Origin of the sequence: Cardinium endosymbiont cBtQ1 of Bemisia tabaci (genome assembly GCF_000689375.1) — a bacterium.
Taxonomy (GTDB): Bacteria; Bacteroidota; Bacteroidia; order Cytophagales; family Amoebophilaceae; genus Cardinium.
In genome coordinates this window covers 437,125-455,453 of sequence record NZ_CBQZ010000001.1, presented here as the reverse complement: position 1 = coordinate 455,453, position 18,329 = coordinate 437,125, and the positions used below count along the sequence as shown (strand labels likewise).

The 18,329-nt window shown below is 39.2% G+C and carries 16 protein-coding genes; 10 read left to right on the top strand and 6 right to left on the bottom strand.

Going from position 1 to position 18,329, the window contains the following annotated elements; genetic code table 11:
• Positions 1–166: 166 nt before the first annotated feature.
• Both mltG and CHV_RS02030 read right to left on the bottom strand, forming a co-directional pair.
• On the bottom strand, positions 167–1,162 hold the full coding sequence (gene mltG, locus CHV_RS02035; RefSeq protein WP_034577090.1) for an endolytic transglycosylase MltG: 996 nt from the start codon (positions 1,160–1,162) through the stop codon (positions 167–169).
• A 122-nt stretch (positions 1,163–1,284) separates the two neighbouring features.
• Positions 1,285–2,403 (bottom strand): HD domain-containing protein, encoded by a 1,119-nt coding sequence (locus CHV_RS02030; protein ID WP_034576790.1) that lies wholly within the window; start codon positions 2,401–2,403, stop codon positions 1,285–1,287.
• Positions 2,404–2,719: 316 nt separating this feature from the next.
• Here CHV_RS02030 and rsmH point away from each other — a divergent pair, with 316 nt between their 5' ends.
• The 5 genes from rsmH (at position 2,720) to CHV_RS02005 (ending at position 8,181) form a co-directional block, all read left to right on the top strand.
• Positions 2,720–3,640: a 16S rRNA (cytosine(1402)-N(4))-methyltransferase RsmH gene (gene rsmH, locus CHV_RS02025; RefSeq protein WP_034576789.1), complete on the top strand. Its 921-nt coding sequence runs from the start codon at positions 2,720–2,722 to the stop codon at positions 3,638–3,640.
• Positions 3,641–3,728: 88 nt separating this feature from the next.
• A complete protein-coding gene (locus CHV_RS02020) occupies positions 3,729–4,385 on the top strand; it encodes a ZIP family metal transporter (protein WP_165393814.1) in 657 nt (218 codons plus the stop codon).
• Between the two features lie 58 nt (positions 4,386–4,443).
• On the top strand, positions 4,444–6,444 hold the full coding sequence (gene ligA, locus CHV_RS02015; protein ID WP_034576785.1) for an NAD-dependent DNA ligase LigA: 2,001 nt from the start codon (positions 4,444–4,446) through the stop codon (positions 6,442–6,444).
• A complete protein-coding gene (locus CHV_RS02010) occupies positions 6,441–6,995 on the top strand; it encodes a DUF6913 domain-containing protein (RefSeq protein WP_034576784.1) in 555 nt (184 codons plus the stop codon). Before ligA ends, CHV_RS02010 begins: the two co-directional genes overlap by 4 nt.
• 61 nt (positions 6,996–7,056) lie before the next feature.
• Entirely contained in the window at positions 7,057–8,181 is a 1,125-nt protein-coding gene (locus tag CHV_RS02005; RefSeq protein WP_034576781.1) for a cysteine desulfurase family protein, read from the top strand.
• A gap of 27 nt (positions 8,182–8,208) precedes the next feature.
• On the opposite strand, the gene CHV_RS02000 is transcribed toward CHV_RS02005, so the two are convergent.
• The 4 genes from CHV_RS02000 to CHV_RS01985 all read right to left on the bottom strand — a co-directional run bounded on the left by CHV_RS02000 (position 8,209) and on the right by CHV_RS01985 (position 13,965).
• Positions 8,209–11,694, bottom strand: coding sequence for a sodium:solute symporter family transporter (locus CHV_RS02000; RefSeq protein WP_223245664.1), 3,486 nt, complete (start codon positions 11,692–11,694; stop codon positions 8,209–8,211).
• Between the two features lie 169 nt (positions 11,695–11,863).
• On the bottom strand, positions 11,864–12,481 hold the full coding sequence (locus tag CHV_RS04735) for a ComEA family DNA-binding protein (protein ID WP_051602155.1): 618 nt from the start codon (positions 12,479–12,481) through the stop codon (positions 11,864–11,866).
• Positions 12,429–13,499 (bottom strand): RluA family pseudouridine synthase, encoded by a 1,071-nt coding sequence (locus tag CHV_RS01990; RefSeq protein WP_034576775.1) that lies wholly within the window; start codon positions 13,497–13,499, stop codon positions 12,429–12,431. The genes CHV_RS04735 and CHV_RS01990 overlap by 53 nt, the downstream gene beginning before the upstream one ends.
• A gap of 52 nt (positions 13,500–13,551) precedes the next feature.
• Positions 13,552–13,965, bottom strand: a complete 414-nt coding sequence (locus CHV_RS01985; RefSeq protein WP_034576774.1) for a hypothetical protein — start codon at positions 13,963–13,965, stop codon at positions 13,552–13,554.
• Positions 13,966–14,282: 317 nt separating this feature from the next.
• On the opposite strand from CHV_RS01985, the gene CHV_RS05790 reads away from it, so the two are divergent.
• The 5 genes from CHV_RS05790 (at position 14,283) to CHV_RS01965 (ending at position 17,877) form a co-directional block, all read left to right on the top strand.
• On the top strand, positions 14,283–14,405 hold the full coding sequence (locus CHV_RS05790; RefSeq protein WP_255346406.1) for a hypothetical protein: 123 nt from the start codon (positions 14,283–14,285) through the stop codon (positions 14,403–14,405).
• Positions 14,406–14,616: 211 nt separating this feature from the next.
• Positions 14,617–15,333: an outer membrane protein assembly factor BamD gene (locus CHV_RS01980; protein ID WP_034576772.1), complete on the top strand. Its 717-nt coding sequence runs from the start codon at positions 14,617–14,619 to the stop codon at positions 15,331–15,333.
• Positions 15,334–15,451: 118 nt separating this feature from the next.
• A complete protein-coding gene (locus CHV_RS01975; RefSeq protein ID WP_034576771.1) occupies positions 15,452–15,757 on the top strand; it encodes a DNA-directed RNA polymerase subunit omega in 306 nt (101 codons plus the stop codon).
• A 151-nt stretch (positions 15,758–15,908) separates the two neighbouring features.
• The gene (locus CHV_RS01970; RefSeq protein ID WP_165393813.1) at positions 15,909–16,613 is read left to right on the top strand and encodes a DUF4292 domain-containing protein; all 705 of its coding nucleotides are present in this window, start codon (positions 15,909–15,911) and stop codon (positions 16,611–16,613) included.
• Between the two features lie 385 nt (positions 16,614–16,998).
• Positions 16,999–17,877 (top strand): IS256 family transposase, encoded by an 879-nt coding sequence (locus tag CHV_RS01965; RefSeq protein ID WP_051602154.1) that lies wholly within the window; start codon positions 16,999–17,001, stop codon positions 17,875–17,877.
• Positions 17,878–18,329: the final 452 nt, after the last annotated feature.

Sequence of the window (18,329 nt, the reverse complement as noted above, 5' to 3'; positions counted from 1 at the left end):
AATCGGACAAATTTTTATAAATTTTGTTTTCTAGTTTTGTCCATTTTCTAGCTTTCATTTTTTAAATCACTAAGATAGACTTTCATAGGTTTCTGATGGTTAATGCTAGGAAACCTTTGGTAATTGTATACTGCCGAACAGATATAAAGGATGGCGCTACTTGGCCTCAGCGCATAATTTTTAGCTTATCCAGTGCTTTGGTATATTTATGGCTATTTTTTAAATGTTCTCTATAAGAATAGGCAAAGTAATGTAACCCTGAAAAATCTTCTTTTGCTGAAAAAAATAGGTAATCATGTGGTATGTAATTCAATACCGCATCAATCATTGCCACGCTAGGCAATCCAATAGGTCCAGGTGGTAACCCTTTTCTACGATAGGAGTTATAGGGAGAATCTATATAGGTATCCTTTTCCAAGACTCTTTTAATACCAGATCCCTTTTGTTTGAGTGCATAGATAAGCGTTGGACAAGATTGAAGGGGCATATGACGTTTGAGTCTATTTAAATAGACGCCTGCAATCCTAGCGGCTTCTTCTGGGTCGTTTGTTTCTGCTTGAACGATAGAGGCTAAAATAGAAACATCTATTGCACTTAAGCCTATTTTTTTAGCTTTATTCAGACGTGTTGTATGCCAAAAACGTTGGTAAGCCAGATGGATTTTCGATAGCAACTGTTCTGCTGTAATCGTCCAGTATATTTCATAGGTATCTGGAATAAACATGGTTAATACATTTTCTGGCGTAAAGCCATAGATGGATAACTTTTCTGCATCATTTAACAGCGCCCATAATGGTTCCTTGGTGATACCTACAGAACGGACGAGCTGATCTATTAAGGAAGCCTTATTGGCCGCAGTAGAAAAAGTAAGCTTAACGGGGTGTTGGATGCCACCACGTAGCATTCTAATCATCTGCCAATTATCCATATGGTCCATTATGCTATATTGACCAGGCCTATTTTCAGGATGATACCTCAATAAATAGCTTGCCCATAAAAAAGTAGTTCCATTTTTTATGTAGCTTTCATTTTTTAGTTTTTCTTTGAGTTGGTAACGGGTACATCCCCTTGGAACCACCAGCAAACGATTGGGTGTGTTTGTGTTAGGAAAGGCCAGTATGCCATATAAGCTAACGCAAATTAAAGAACCAACTCCAATCATCCATTGCAGCTTTTTTTTTAACCAAAAAAATGGGTAAACGAAAGAAAGATTTACCATAGATGGGTTATTCATTCATAAAATAGCTGGAGTATCAAATCCTATGCACCTCGTTTGATAGGTAATTATAGGCTGGTATACTTGTATTTCCAGTGTGCTGCCTCACCATATTCTGCTATATAGTCCATGCGTTCTGTACGTATTTGTATCTCTAGTTGCCCATATTTATAGGTTTCAAAGGTGAGATGGAGCGACTCATATCTACTATCTCTTGGTATACTGATCCAATCCCTCATAATATTACATATTGGTTTATAGAGATTGCTAATGATACTAAGTATTTTCCAACAAGCTATTTTTTCTTCTTGTAATGTTTTACCATCCATATTGGTTAAAATGATTCTAATAGCCGTAAGGTCATGGACTTGATCAAAATCAATCTTTAGTTTTTGAATTTTATGCCAAATAGAATAAACCGACTTAATCCGTTTTTTTATAATAAAATCAATACCGCGTTCTTTCACAGCTGCTTGCACTTCTTCAGCAACAAGATTTAATTTTTGCTGCCTTGTTATTTTAGTCATGCCAAGCTTAGCCGTAATGGCATAGTAACTCAATGTGTCTGTATGCTTTAACCAAAAATCTGCCAACTTGGTTTGAATATCATATAAGCGCATTCTATGCGATAATGGGATATAAAAATGTTTGAGCTCAAGTAACAGTTGGGTATTGGAAGGGATCAATTCTGCATCCAGATTTTCGAATGTTACGCCACTACAATGTACGTGAATAATGTCACAAATTTGTAGCAAAATGGCTAAAATATCGTGGCAATCTATGTCAGGATAATTCGGATAGTTACGAATGGTATCGTTACGTAATCTGTAATCCTTTAACATGGCCAGTTCCTGTAGTATGGAAGCTGTTTTTAAACCAAATTGTTTTTCAATAGCTTCTTTTCCAATAAATTTTGCTAAAAAAGCTGGTGCTAAGAGGGGAACTATAACGGTAGGAAGATCTAAAAACATCTCTGTAGCAGCAATGATGGCTACTTGTAGTGAATCTTTTATACAACGTTTGCATATTGCTTTGTCCATTTTTTGTTCAACCTGCTCTGCCCATATATAGGCTGCTTGAATGGTAGACCAAGCTTGTTGGGTATCGTTTGGGTCTTTACTTACTGCTCTTGCAAGCTGATGTAAATTCCAATTGTTTACATCAGGAATTTCATGTTTTTTTATCATTTGATAGAATCAAAAAATTGTCAGGTTAACCGAATCTATAAGCTTATCTTTTTAAGATTACTGTTTACCCTCAGAGTAAATTTTCTGTTCTTAAAGTTACGAACTTATCGTGCCAGGCCCAAAAATAAATACCTATAGCAATAGCAACCTTTCAAAAACATGCATATCAATTGCACAATAAACTATATATACATTAATACAAAATAATTACTAATATTGCAAAAAGTAGTTTTTTTAAGTTTGTTAGTAGTTTATTTGTATTTTTAAAGGGTCTAATTATTTTTGTAAAGCATTTAAAGTGTACAATCTTTGATATATGGTTACAACTGTTTCAGAGTGCTATCATATACCAGTGATGGCAGATCAGGTGGTGCAAGGCTTGTCTATCGTACCAACAGGCCACTATGCTGACCTTACTTTTGGGGGAGGGGGCCATGCAAAAAGAATAGTCGAATTGCTATCTAGTGGCCATTTATTTGCCTTTGATAAGGACCCAGCGGCTGCTAAAATGGCCCAATGGTTTACTGGTAAACCTTTAACCTTCATTAGGGCACCATTCCGGTTTGTAAAGGAATTTATAAATTTTTACGGTGTTGCACAACTAGATGGTATCTTAGCAGATTTAGGCACTTCTTCTTACCAAATAGATACGCCAGAACGTGGTTTTTCTACTCGTTTTGATGGTAAATTGGATATGAGGATGGATCCAAATTCCCTTTATTCGGCCCAGCACATAGTAAATAGCTATACGGTAGAGCAATTGGCCCATTTATTGAATGGCTATGGGGAAGTAGCGGGCGCAATGGCCATTGCTGAAGCCATTATACAGGCACGCAAGTGTGCACCTATTGTAACGACCCATCAGTTAAGAACTATTCTTGAACCATTTGCGCCTAAAATAAAAGTAAATCAGTATCTTGCAAAGGTGTTTCAAGCCATTCGTATTGAAGTAAATAATGAGCTTGTTGCATTAGAAGAACTACTAAAGCGCAGTGTTGAATGTATTAAACCTAAAGGGCACCTGGCCATTATTGCCTATCATTCTTTAGAGGATCGATTGGTTAAAAACTTTTTCAATACGGGTAATGTATTGGGCAAAATTAAACAGGATGGTTATGGCAATCTATTGCGTCCTTTTGTTCCACTACAAAAAAAACCCTTTATGCCCTCTGTAGAGGAGGTAAATAGAAACAATCGTGCGCGAAGCGCACGGTTACGGATAGCGGTTCGTTTTTAACTATCATGGATTGATAATGATTATCGAGTTTTTTGCACTTTTTCTTTCCGCATTACTAGGTGGCCTTTTGGTGGTTACACAGTGTTCAATGCGCATTTTGCCACGTTTGCTAACTTTTTCAGGAGGTTACTTATTGGCCAATACTTTCTTGCATTTAATGCCTGAGCTTTTTCTGTCTAAGGTAGCGCCCCTGTATGTAGGTGGTTGTATGATGGTTGGATTTTTTTTGCAGCGTTTTATTGAAACCTTTACCGCTGGTGTGGAGCATGGCCATTCTATGGCGCCAACTTCAGGTCATGCTTGCCTAAAGAACTATAAAATGTTTTCCTTTTTAAGTTCTATTGCGTTGCATGCGCTATTAGATGGCACCCTTTTGGCCCATGGTCATTCCGGTCATGCTACCCAAAAAGGGCTTTTACTGGGTATGATGCTCCATAAGTTTCTAGAAGCTTTTGCTTTAACTAGTGTGTTGCGTGGTTTTAACTTGTCTATTACACACATCCTACGCTATTTGGTGCTATTTGCTTTGGCTTCTCCCGTAGGGTTGTGGCTGAGTAGCTATGCCCATCATTATATTTCTGATGGTGGTAGTGTGGTATTATGTGCTATTGTAACCGGTAATTTTTTGTACATTTCGGCTACTATGCTTTTTGAGGCGAGTCCCAACCATCATTCGAACCAGTTTACTTTGTGGGTTAGTTTACTTGGGGCTGGGTTGGCGGCATTGGTTGAATGGCTATTATAGTGGGTTGGTTTGCCTCTACAAAAAATAGGTTCAGTTTATAATATAGAGTGAATAGTCTATGGAGCCATCTGATATCAGTAAGGAGATCAAACGTTTGGTAGATTTAATTCGGTACTACAATGAATGTTATTTCCAAAAGGGGATTTCTGAAATTTCTGATTATGCATATGACCAATTATTGGAACAGTTAACCCGATTGGAGGAGGCCCATCCCCATTTAAAATGGCCTAACTCTCCAACTGAAGTGGTTGGAGAACGACCTTCAAAGGGTTTTGAAGTGGTTTATCACCAGACGCCTATGCGTTCTTTGGCTAAAACCTATTCAGCAATAGAGGTGGTGCAATTTGTGGAAAGGGTAAAAAAAATGTTTCCTGGTGCAACGATAGATTTTATATGTGAACCTAAAATAGATGGTGTGGCACTAAGCATCCTTTATGAAAAGGGGAGATTGGTACGTGTGGTGACACGGGGTGATGGTGAAAAAGGCGATGATGTCACACGCCATGTGGCCCAATGTTTGCCCTTACCCCAAAACATTCAAGGCGCGCCATGTGATGCATTTGAGGTGCGCGGCGAAGCCTTTATGTCCAAGGCAGTTTTTAAAGCATTAAATAGTGCACGCAAGGCAAAAGGTGAACCTTTATGGGCCAACCCCCGTAATATTACAGCTGGTACATTAAAGGCATTGGATGTAGCGGGGGTTAAAGATCGTCAGCTGGCATTTTATGGGTATGGTTTTTATGGGCCATCTTATACTTGTCCTACCCAACAAGCGGCGTTGGTGTTACTGGCTGCGTTGGGTTTTGCTGTGCCACCTACCTACAAGGTATGCCATAATGGTATGGAAATAATGGAGTATGTCGATTATTGTGCGTGGCATAAAAAGAATTTACCGGTTGAGGTGGATGGAGTGGTGATCAAGGTAAATAAGTTGGATCAACAAGATAGAATGGGCACAACTGCCAAATCGCCACGCTGGGCCATTGCCTATAAATATCAGCCACAAAGTGCATCCTCTATCTTAGAAGGCGTAACTTTCCAGCTAGGCAGAACGGGAATAGTGACTCCGGTTGCCCATTTTAGTCCAGTTCCATTGGCGGGCACTATGGTCCGTCGTGCTTCTTTGTACAATGCAGATGCGTTGGCTAGGCTTGATCTTTGTTTGGGTGATACGATTTTTGTTGAAAAAGGTGGAGAGATTATTCCCAAAGTCGTGGGGGTAGATAGAGCCCGCCGCCATACGGATGGCCAGCCTATTCGTTTTATCTCTTCTTGCCCTGCTTGTGGGACATTACTCCACCGGGCAGCAGGCGTAGTTGCCTACTACTGCCCCAATAAGCAGCGCTGTTTGCCCCAGTTAAAAGGAACTTTACTCCATTTTGCCCATCGCAAAGCGATGGATATTGATACCTTAGGCCCTCAAACGGTTGATGCTTTATTGGAGGCTAAATTGGTCCAAACGGCAGCAGATCTTTATACATTGCGTTATGATGCGGTCAATGGCTTAGAGGGCTTTCAAGCGCTATCTACGCAAAAACTATTGGCTCATATTCAAGCCTCCAAAACAAGACCTTTTGATCGGGTATTGTTTGCTTTAGGTATTCAGCATGTTGGGGAAACGGTAGCTAGGAAACTAGCGCTACACTTTAGGTCTATGGAGCGGTTGAAAGGGGCTAGTGAAGCGGAGCTATTGCAGCTACCAGATATTGGAGAGAAGATTGTGCAGGGTATACTGGATTACCTCCAAGATCCTTACCAACAAACCATTCTTAATGGGCTTGAAGCTGCGGGTGTGCAGTTTGCCTTGCCGGAGCCTGTTGATGTTTTATTACCCTTTGCTTCAAAAAACTTTGTTATATCGGGTACTTTTCAAAAGTTTACAAGGGCAGAATGTACTAAATTAATAGAGGAAGCAGGAGGCAGGGTATTGCCTGCTATTTCTACTAAGGTGGATTACTTCGTAGCAGGCAGCAAGGTTGGTCCATCTAAGTTGGCCAAGGCCATCCAATGGGGTATTCCCATTTTGGAGGAAGATGAGCTTATAAAGATGATGGCATGATGCGTTTATACTTCACTGTAAAGCTTTTTATTTTAGCCATTGTGGCCCGATTGGCCTCAAAAAATAAGACAGTCGCACGCAGCAATGTAGGCTTGAACCAAGCAACCACTATAGGTGTACTCTATAGTTATGAAAGTCCTGCCAAGCATGAGGTGGTACAACGTTTTATTCGAGATTTAAAAAATTTGGATAAGCAAGTGGGTGTGCTTTGTTACACTACAAAGAAAGATCGTATCCATACCAGTAGTCATTTGCGTTATGCTTTTGACCATCATGCCATTACTATTTTAGGGAAGGCAAAAAGTGACCGCATACAAAAATTTATAGAAACTTCTTTTGATTATTTGTTTTACTTAGATTGGACCGTCCATCCAGTGTTCGCATCTATTCTAGCCCAACATCATGCCAAATGCCGTGTGGGGCATTTTGATCCTACCTGCAAAAATTTCTTTGAAGTAATGGTTAAAGTAAATCAGACCACTCCGATTGAAGACATCAAAAGATTGGCCAGCCAGATGTTGCACTATACGGGATGTATGGAAGGCCAATGATAGGGTTGGATAATAGGAGGTACCATTCATTGACTCACCCACCTGGCTTATACACTTTATTATGGATATCTACTTAGATCATGCTGCTACTACACCATTAGATCCAGAAGTATTGAATAGTATGCTGCCTTATATGGCCCATTTTTGTGGCAATCCTTCTTCTGTGCATCGTTATGGTTGTCGTGCGAAAGCAGCAGTTGAAAAAGCTAGAAAAAAAATAGCTACTTTATTTGGTGTGGCCCCTTCTGAAATATTTTTTACTTCTGGTGGTACAGAGGGGAACAATATGTTGTTAAGGGGTGTTATAGAGGCGATGCAAATCGCCCATGTGTTGACTTCTCCATTGGAGCATCTTTCGGTTCGGATGCCTTTAGAAATCTTGGCCAGACAGGGTAAGATTAACTTATCCTATGTACAGGTGGACCAAAGTGGGGGCTTTATGTTGGATGAAATAGAAGAATGGTTAAAAGACCATCCCCATGCTTTGGTGAGCTTTATGCGGGTCAACCATGAAATAGGGAATATAACAGATGTCGTAGCCATCGGAGCGCTTTGTAAGGCATATGAGGCATGTTTTCATTCCGATACCATTCAAAGCATCTATTGCGGCCTTGCTGATTTCCAGTCTTGCCACCTTGCCCTTGGTTCTGCCCATAAAATACATGGGCCCAAAGGGATTGGCTTTGTCTATATAGATGCTAAAGCATCGGTTGCACCACTGATTACGGGGGGGAGTCAAGAGTTAAATATGCGCGGAGGGACTGAAAATGTGGCCTATATTGTTGGAATGGCCAAGGCATTGGAAATGGCTTTTGAGCATAAGACACAAGTGGTGGCACATTTATTAGCCATTAAGCAGTATATGATCGGGTTATTGAAAACAGATATGCCCGATGTAACCTTTAATGGACAGAGTGCAAGCTTAACCCAAAGCAGCCCCAACCTATTAAATATTTCATTGCCTGACTGGGATGGGCGTGATATGGTTGTCTACCATTTAGATATTCATGGTATAGCTGTTTCTGCAGGCAGTGCCTGTACAAGTGGTAGCGCTATAGGTTCATCGGTTCTATCGGCTTTGCAAAAGGGAGACAACCATGCAATACGTTTCTCTTTTAGTAAAAATACTACTTTTTCGGAAGTGGAAAAAACAGTTGATTTGCTCAGGCAGCTTTATACAAAGTAAGGTGATATGGGGAGAGGGAGGGGAGTACTAACCAACTGTATGGTGGTTTTTCTCCGATGGGTGATTGGCACAAATGGCTAGTGCAGCTTTGGCGGCTTCTTCTAAAGCTGCGCCTATCTCTGGGTTTAAGTATTTATTAGCTAATTGCACATCTATGGTCAAGGTTTCTTGTGCCATATGGTGTACCTCTGGTAGATGCACATAGCCGGCTGCATGGCGCAAATCATAGAGCCGTTCGGCTAGTTTGATAAATAGAACGGAAAGCTGTACATGCTCTTCCTTGATCGCTGCTTGCAAGCGGTTCTGTACATAAAGCAAAGAAGGATGATCTAATGCTTCTCGTTTGTCTGTATTTACTACATTCCATACAAATCCATAGACCCCTAAATTATAATGTTCCCTTACGTAAGAAAGGGGCAAACAGGTATGGCGTACCAGGTCATAGAGCAAAGAGGCATAAATCACTTTAGGAGAGTGAAAAGCCCATTCTACCACTAGTGTGGCAATCCCTACTGCCCGTACATAAAATAATTGACCTGACCCATGGCGCTTGCTGCCAAAGCGTTGCCGCAGCAGTAGCAGCAACCCTGAAAGGGTAACTAGATCGATGGGATCATTTTCATAAGCAGATTTGCAGACATAGTCATGGAATTGCATTAAAGCCATCATGGAATCGGCTTCCTCCTTAGGGCTGATAGGACCCTCTTTCGCTAAAGCATCTATAGGTAGCCCAGCTGTCATATGATTCAGAATTTCAGTAACATCAGTAGGCAATACCAGCAAGATAGTTGGTGGTATTCTATGCAGAGCAATTTCTGTGTAACCATAGTGGGCAGCTACAATAGTGGAGATGGTGGCTTGCTGAAGGTCTATCGATGGTGGACATTGCTGCTGCACTTGAGGTCCTATAGGATCTACCCTGTCATCATAGCATTTTTTTACTTTAGGAAGTGCTTCAAAAGGGGTAGCCGCTTTGCTTATTACCCAGGCAGTAGCTTCAAAAAGAATCGATAGCGGGTAATGGCTTTCAACAGCATCTGCTTGTTTAAATTGTAAAGCGGTAGTCTGGAGTTGTAGGCGGATGATAGGGGCATTCGCTAGGCTACCCACCCGTAAAACAACCTGAGTCAATAAGTAGACTACTTGGTTGATATCACATATGATATGGGGGCATAATGGCCCCATATCATTTATTTTTTCTACCAGTAGCCTAGGCGGGTCAGCCATCTCTTGAGACAAGGCAAATTCTACCTTATGGATCAGTTGGTCTATATCAATTTTAGTAGGCTGGAGCAGTGCATGCTTTTTGGCCTTTTCTCTTCTATTAAAATAGGCTACCCAATCATAAAGCCTATGGATAATACTTTGAAAATCTTGCTTATAAAGTGGGGTATTTTGATCTAAAAAAGAGATGGATTCTTCCATTTTACGAATAACTTGCCCTAGAATAGCGCCATAGCCCTTGCACTGGCCAGCTGAAGCAGCTGGTATTATAGCAGCATCATATAAAGAAGCTTTTAGTTTTTCCGCTTCTTTAAGCTGTTCTCTTTTTTCAAAATAAAGAATTTTAGTGGTAGAACGGCTTAATCTGACTTTAAAGTAAATAATAATGGCAAATATAAATAGTATCGCTATGCATAGCGGAAGTAGCGCAACTAATTCCGGCAAAGCGCATCCAATGGCCGTAGAGGCCATCAATAAAGTGGTCGCTGCTACAACTTTTGTACCTAGGTAGAGGGGTAATATCGATAAAATAATGGCGCAATGGGTCAAAGATAAGGATGCAGTAAAAGTTGGGTCTAATGCATACCAACAGTGCCAAAGCAAATCTAACGGCAAATAAATCGTTAGTGCGGTAAGTGCACCTAGGCCAATCGACCAGTTGGGCAGCATTTTGCTAAAGAAGGTTTTAGAAGCTATAAAAAGCGCACCTATACAAACTTGGCTGATGGCCCAAGAGATGCCAGTGGGTTGCATAAACCAATAATCTACAATAGAAGTAACCACCATATAGAGTCCCATTAAGCGTAGCGTAGCATCACCAGGAGCCAGCTTACCCAAGGTTACTTTTCTGTTGGCCCACGCCATTTTAATCGCTGCTCTTCGTTCCGCACGCTTCCGCGCTTGCGCTTGCCGCATTTGCTGGAACTCGTCATCTGGTTTAGACCAGCCCGCCCCTTCTGGTTGTTTGAATAGATAATGGGCCGCTACCATGGCCAAGCCATTGGCCAACATAGAGACAAAAGAACCATCCATCCCTGTGGAGGGCTTAACCCACTTGTTCCAGGCTAAAATAGTGCATGCACCGGTAGTCATACCGATTAAAGCGGTACGCGAAGTACCTCGAAAACCAAAAATAGCTAAGATAAAGGGAGCCGTTACAATAGGTATATAAAAAGCATAAGCTAAAAATAGTAATTGCAATAAATCCTTGTAATGAAAGGCTAGTACCATAGCTATTAGTCCCACCGTCAACGTGGTCCATCTAGCTATTTTAAGTTGATCTGCGTCAGAAATTTCTTTTTTGTTTTGAACGGTTTTTAGAACATCATGGCTGACCATAATCGCACAAGCATTTAAGTAAGAATCAGCGGTAGACATCGTCATAGCGAGTAAGCTAATAGTAAGCAGTCCTTTAAAAAAAGATGGAACATGAGTTACTATATATCCGAATACTGCTTCTTTTGGTAGACTTGGTGCACCTGTAAAAACAAATATGGCAATTAGAATTATAAAGAAAGTTATAATAATCTCAAAAATATTTGCATAGGCAAAAACTTTTTTAGCTTGAATAGGACTAGAACTCATATACACCCGCTGTATTACTGTAGGGTCAATAAGAGTGACTATACCAGTTAAAATTAGTAGTAACAGACTGACTAGCTGTTTATCTTTAAATAAACTAGCACATTGAAACTTAGGGTAGTTTTGGATGATAGGTATGATTTCAGCAACTGGCTTTCCTACCTGTACAAACATAAGCCAAGCTAAAAAGGGAATAATAATGGCAAAAGTTATAAACTGGAGTACGTCTGTATAAGTAATAGCCCTAATACCTCCAAAGGTAGAGTAGAAAATAAGCAGTGAGGTACAAACTATAGGTATTACGTAGGAGTTATTTAATTCGATACACATGTTAATAGCCAAAGACATTACTTTGATTTGCGTTATAATAACGAAAATAGAAAAGCAAATACCACCTAGTATAGCCATAACTTTTGGGTACTTACCATAGATATGACCTATCGTTTCTTGCATAGAGAGGTGATGCATAAATGAGCCCATACGTAATGTTAATCTACTGAAAATCCAAAGATGACAAGAATTTTTTATAAGTTGATACATTATCCACCATAAACCAAGGTCATACACACACTCTATATTACGCACTAGTCCTCCTCCTCCAAAAAACGTCGCTAATACCGTAGCCACTAAAGTAGCCGTAGCAAATTGTTTATTCCCAATTGCATATTCCCGAAAAGTAGTTCTTTTTCTACTAAAATAAATACCCATTAGAAAGGTTAGTCCCAAAAAAACTGCCACTATATATAACGGCATATTAAAATATATCATAAGATCAAGCCGTTAAAAAGTTAATAAATAGGTATAGCAGTAGTGCTACACTTTATAATACGCATTCTTATTTAGAAATCAAAAAAGGGGGAGCTGTTGTAATGGATGGCTAAAGGGAGAGATAGGGCATTATTTTTTTTCCCCAATCTGGATGGTAGCCTGGTAGGTTTTCAATGGCACGCAAGGTAGTAAATTTTCCTTTGCGTTTTCTGTAATCTATAATGGCTTGGGCCATATCATATGAAATATAGGGATGGGCGGCCAAGCGCTTAAAGGTTGACTGGTTTAAGGATATTTTTTTAGGTGGATACCCTTTTCGTATGGTGGTCTGCTCCATCAGTTTGATGCGCAGTCGGCCAGATAGGCCATATACTTCTTTGTATTGGTCCACAGAAACAAAACCGCCTAATTTGTCTCTATACCGTAGGATTTTACCGGCAAGTTGCTCGGTCATCTCTTCTATGGCTTGTAATGGTTCTGCTGTAGCACTGTTTATATCGAATGGGACCAATCTATCGGCATTTGCTTGCAATAACGCCAGCTGTTTGTCCAATAAGGCGGTGTCTGCGCAATGGTCTGGTTTATAGGTCCATTTGTAGTATAACTGTATTACTTTAGGTGCCATAACAGCTACCAGCATAAAGGTAACCATAGCTAGTAAGCTATTGCTTTCCCTATTGGAAAAGTGAAAGGCTTTTTTGATCGAATGTTTTATCTTGCGCAACATGGTCCATACGAGCGGTATTGTATTTTTCCCATTTCTCTATAAGTTTAACAAAATTTTCTGGTAAAGGGGCTTCAAAGGAGAGCGGTGCTCCGGTAACCGGGTGGTTAAAACCCAATACCGCTGCATGGAGTGGCTGGTAGGGCATTAGTTTAAAGCAGTTGCGTATAAAGGCCTTATAGGAAGCATAGCGCTGCCCCTTAACAATTACATCACCCCCATATTTGGGATCACCGAAGAGGGGGTGACCGATCTGTTGCATATGGACGCGAATCTGATGGGTACGCCCTGTTTCTAATCTACAGGCTACAAGGGCAACCTGGTGTAGGGGCTTGATGACCTGATAATGGGTAATGGCTCGTTTCCCTTGTTGGGCATCGGGAAAAGCTACGATTTTTTGATGGTGGCGGGGGTTTTTCCCAATATTTAAATCGATGGTGCCGCATCCATTTTCAGGATTGCCCCACACCAATGTATGGTAAATCCGTTTGACGGTATGGTTGTAAAATTGACGGGACAAATGGGCCAAACTCTCTGCTGTTTTCGCGACTACCAATAGACCAGATGTATCTTTATCAATCCGATGTACCAAGCCCGGCCGGGTAGGCATATCGTCTTTTAAAGGTAAATTTTTATAGCGATGGAGCAATGCATGGGCCAGCGTTCCGGTTTGATGGGCAGCATCTGGATGTACGACCATCTGCGCCGGTTTGTGGACAACCAGTAGGTGGTCATCTTCATATACAATATCCAACGGTATCGCTTCCGGAGTTAGGGTAGTTGCCTCCGTGTCAGTAGGTATATGGGCTAGGATTGCATCTTTAGGCTGAACCTTATAATTGGATTTGATAGGCTGATTATTAACGGAAACCTGTTCGTTTGCAATGGCTGATTGGACTTTATGGCGGCTTATATTTAAAAAATCTGATAGAAATTTGTCTATACGCAGGTTACAATTTTCGTTTGTAACAGTAATCAGATGTGCCTTTAAAAGCCTTTGAGGTGGGCTGTATCGTTTCATGTATAAGTAGGGGAGTATAAAAATGGCTTTGTCCAATCTGCTATAGATAGGGTCATATTATATGGTTTTTTCGTTTCATGAGTTCATGCATCAGTAATGCACTTCTAAATAATTTTCGTTTGCCGATCAAGTGGGCTTTTCGATCTACCCTGGAAGTGGGCGTGGATGATCTAGGATGAGGGGCTACTTCTTGAGGCAAAGGTGCCATTTGAGCTTTTCTGGGCGCCACTGGTCTGCCCATAGTAGAACAAGGTTGATGATTTATTTCCTGCTTTGCATCTTTTTCATCATAATCATCCTCTTTATGCTCTTTATTATAATCATCTTCATTATTATCTTTTTTTTTATGGGAGGTTGCATAATCGGAATCCTTTTGATGGCCATAGAACCATCGGATCCCCCAAAAGATTAAAATCGTAAAAAACTTAATGACTCCTTCTTTAGATAAAAATGTATAAAATTCCATTGGTTGACCTTACAAATAAGCAAAAATGTATTTCGTACAGAGCTATAATAGATCAATTTACTATAAAAAGCCTAATATACGCTTTTTTGATCAAGCAAAAAGTAGCCTATACATCCTTTAATATATCAGATTTATCCTATGAAATATTTTCGCTTCATAAGCGCATGTACCAGTAAGCCACTGCTAAATAATTTTGGATCTTTTGTTTTAAGTATGTAAATATTTTTTAAGTTTTGTTCTATGTAAACTAGAATACTTGGCTGTTTGCTCCTACTTAGACCGATCGGCACGCTAAATTAGGAAATGGGGCAATAGGCATGGATGGTTTCAAAGCCATGATGCGTCATCCAAAACTTCACACCATTCCCAAATATTTGGAAACCCCTAATGGTGCAACCATGTGGACAAAAGAAATAGAATTGCTCCGTAGTATTTATTAAATCTATAGTGGATCTATTTAAAAAAATCCAATAGAACCAGATTTTATTGCTATAAAGTAATTAATATCTAAGTATAGTTTAGTAGATTTGTACCTATTAACTGTTATGCATCTAACAAATAGATAATAAGATTAGAACAATTAGCGATTAGTGAGATTACCGTTTATTGTTAATAGCACTAGCTATAGTTTTATACCATTTGCCATTTATTATGAAAAATTATATAAATTATCTATGTTTTCGGTATAGATTTAATCGCCTGGTTGTATTACTTTTTATTTATATAGGAAATAATTTTTACTTATTTGCTAGTGATCAAGTGCATAAAGCCCAATCTTTAATTGAGCAAAAAAAAGAACAAATAGTTCGGCTTTATGAGCGAAAGCGTTATGCTAAAGCCAATGCGCAGATCGAATTGCTCTTACCTATGTTAAAAAATAGAAGAGACCGCTCAAAATTTGAATGGTATCAGGCCTATGGTAATTTTTATACAAAGAAATATCTGGTTAGTTCCAATCAGTTTCATTTGTTTGTAAAGCAGTATCCTACTTTTCCACAGGTAGAAGAAGCGCTTTTTATGAAAGGGTATAGTTTGGCTTGTGAAGATGTAGATATACGTCTAGACCAAACCGTTACTTATGATGCCATACGTTCTTTAGACCACTATTTAGCAGTTTATCCAACTGGCCTTTATCGAAGCAAGGCTTTTGATATGTTGCAAACTTTGCAAGCTCGTCTTATGAAAAAAAGTTTCCAAGCTGCTGCACTATATGCCCAGTTGCGCTACTATAATGCAGCTATTGTAGCGCTTAAAAACTTTCAGCAGGTCTATCCAGATAGTTCTTATAAGGAGCAGGTACTTCGACTCCTAGAAAAATGTTATGCGCAACTAGCTATGCAACAATCATTTAATCTAGTAAACGAGTAACCAATTATGAAGTTATTCCTTTGTGCAGCCGTGCCTATCTAAATGACAAAAAAGATAATGCAGAAAGCAGAATTTTAATGAATAAAAAATTTGTTTTTAACCAACTATATTGACCACTATGAGCTTAAATAAAAAAGTATATGTAACGCCTAAAGACATCCATAAGTTAATTGCCCCTACGGACAATATTTATGAAAGTACCGTTATCATTACAAAGCGTGCCAAGCAGATTGCTATGAATAGGAAGAGTGAATTGGACCTTAAATTAGAAGAGTTTATGTCTATTGCAGAGGAAAAAGATAGCATAGATGCCCAGCGACAATATGAGATTACCCAGCATTATGAAAAGCTTCCTAAGCCTGTGATAGAGGCTACTTCAGAATTTTTAGAAGGTGCTCTTTCCTTCCACTATATTCATGAGTAACTAGCGGTACTATTTTGGCGACGTTTTATGGCCTATATTGATCCAATCAATTATAGAGAGTGTTATGGCCCTATTATACACTAAAAAGTGTCTACAGTCCGCTTTTCTCTATATTTTCTTGGCTGTATTCTATTTGTTTGTTGGATGTAGTATGCAACAATTCAGTGACCAATCACTTGATGCAGCTAATTTATTTCCTACTTTTCCTCCTTATTTTTCTATACAGGCTGTTTTGCATTTTATCAATCCAGGCCATTCCTTTCGTGGACGTATGGTTTGCTCTGTAGCCTATGATCGACAAATTCATTTTATTGTAAAGGGTCCCTTGGGCATAGAGGTCATGCGTGGCCTTATCGATAAAAAAGGTGTCACCCTTGTCGATCGCTTGCGTCGTCTAGTCTACCAATGGGATTATAACAATCAGTCATATGATTTCTATTGTAATTATTCATTTATTCAGTCATTGCTTTTAGGTACACTTGGTAGATCTCTTGACCATAAAATATCTATACCAAATGTATTACCTGCTCCTTTAGCCTATATTTATGATCCATTTACCAGTAGGGTTATAGGCATTGAATTAGTTGATAGACAAAAGGGACATTGGTTTAGGGTTTTATATCAGTATAAAGTAATCAAGAATAAAACTTTTTTATCTGGGATTAAAATAGACTTTTCATTAAAAGATAAGAAACAGACCAATAAAGGCAGGGTAATTTTACATAAACTCGATTTTAAAGGGGTTAAAAAGCCCAATATTCGCTTAAAGATACCTGGTAATTATCGAAATGCCAGTTCTCGGAAGCGTTCAATGAACTGTGTCAAGACCTTAAAAAGTTATAGATCAAATAATTAAGACATAAAGGTTTTAGACATGGAAGAAAATAGGAACAATACTCAAAACTTGAAACTATGGAGAAACCTATATAAAATCAACTACAAACGACGAAGATCCATATAATTCTCAGATTAAATGTCAACTAATGCAAGTCGAGCAAAAGAAAAGCTGTGAGTTTTATGAAAAGTTTTAGCAAAAGTCAACCAAAGTTGTTTGCTCACTGGGAGATTGGGATGGTAGATATGGTTGTTTAAGTGGGAGCCGTATGATGGGAGACTATCACGTACGGTTCTGCGAGAGACTAAGGCTGAAATTAGAGTTTGTAAATAAAATTGTGTAAATGCTTATTTATTATTAATTAATATACCGCGTTAAAACGGTATTAATAAATGAGTCATAAGCAATGGAAGCACAACAAATACATATAGATCCAAACCTACTAAATGAATTATCGAAGTCTATTAAGAGTGAAAAAGATTTAGCTGTTCTGAGTAAGCAACTATTAAAACTCACGGTAGAACGTGCTATGGATGCAGAACTAGAATCTCATCTTGGGTATGAAAATCATTCTGTAGAAGGCAGGAACACAGGAAATAGCCGTAACGGTTACTCTCCTAAGCGGTTAAAGGGTGATTTTGGCGAAATGGAAATTAATACGCCCCGTGACCGCAACAGCACATTTGATCCTCAAATTATTCTGAAAGGTCAAACTCGGTTGCTAGAATTTGATGAACAAATTCTGGCTCTTTATGCCAGAGGGATGACCACCCGAGATATTTCAGATACGTTCAAAGATCTATACGGTACAGAGGTATCACACAGCTTAATTTTTAAAGTAACTGAATCTGTTATTGAAGAGATTACTATTTGGCAGAATCGTCCATTAGAAAAAGTATATCCCATACTATATTTAGATTGTATTGTTATCAAGTGTCATGAAGATAAACGGGTAATCAATAAATCAATTTATTTGGCATTAGCCATTAATTGTCAAGGACAAAAGGAATTACTTGGCTTATGGATAGCAGAAACCGAAGGTGCAAAATTTTGGCTTTCAGTATTAACTGAATTAAATAATCGTGGTATTAAGGATATTTTTATTGCTTGTGTTGATGGATTAACAGGATTTCCAGATGCTATTAATACAGTATTTCCAAAAACGAAAATTCAGTTATGTATTGTTCATCGCGTGCCAAGTATGGCACAGACAAAGGAGATGAAAGGTTCTCCTACCAATAAAACCTTTAAGTTGGATAGCCTGAGACAGATGCTAGCGGCGTAAGCTGCTGGTATGAAGCATGTCTGACAATGCATGACCAACACCCACTTTGGGTCAGCGGGCAAATCAATAGGTCGTAATGAAAATGAACGTAATTAGTAGCGTCGTAATTACATATCTAGCAGGTATTAGTGGGAGAGCTAGAAGAAAGAAGTGCTGATCGCCTCTGATGTACGGGTAAAGGCAGCAAGATTAGTGGAAATAAAGGTGATACCACTAGTCTACTTCTCCGCGTCAAAACGGCGACATATTGAGAATGTTTGTGCAGTAACTTGGGAGATCCTTAGGTGCACATGGATTGTAATATTTATAATGTACTGGTTATAAGGTAAAAAAATATGAAATACTAAGTACTGCATTTAAGGAAGTCGGAGGGGGCCATAATACTGATGATAGTAAGGACAACATAACCTTACAGGAAGGAAGGGCCCCTACTTTGATCAAAATTTATTAAG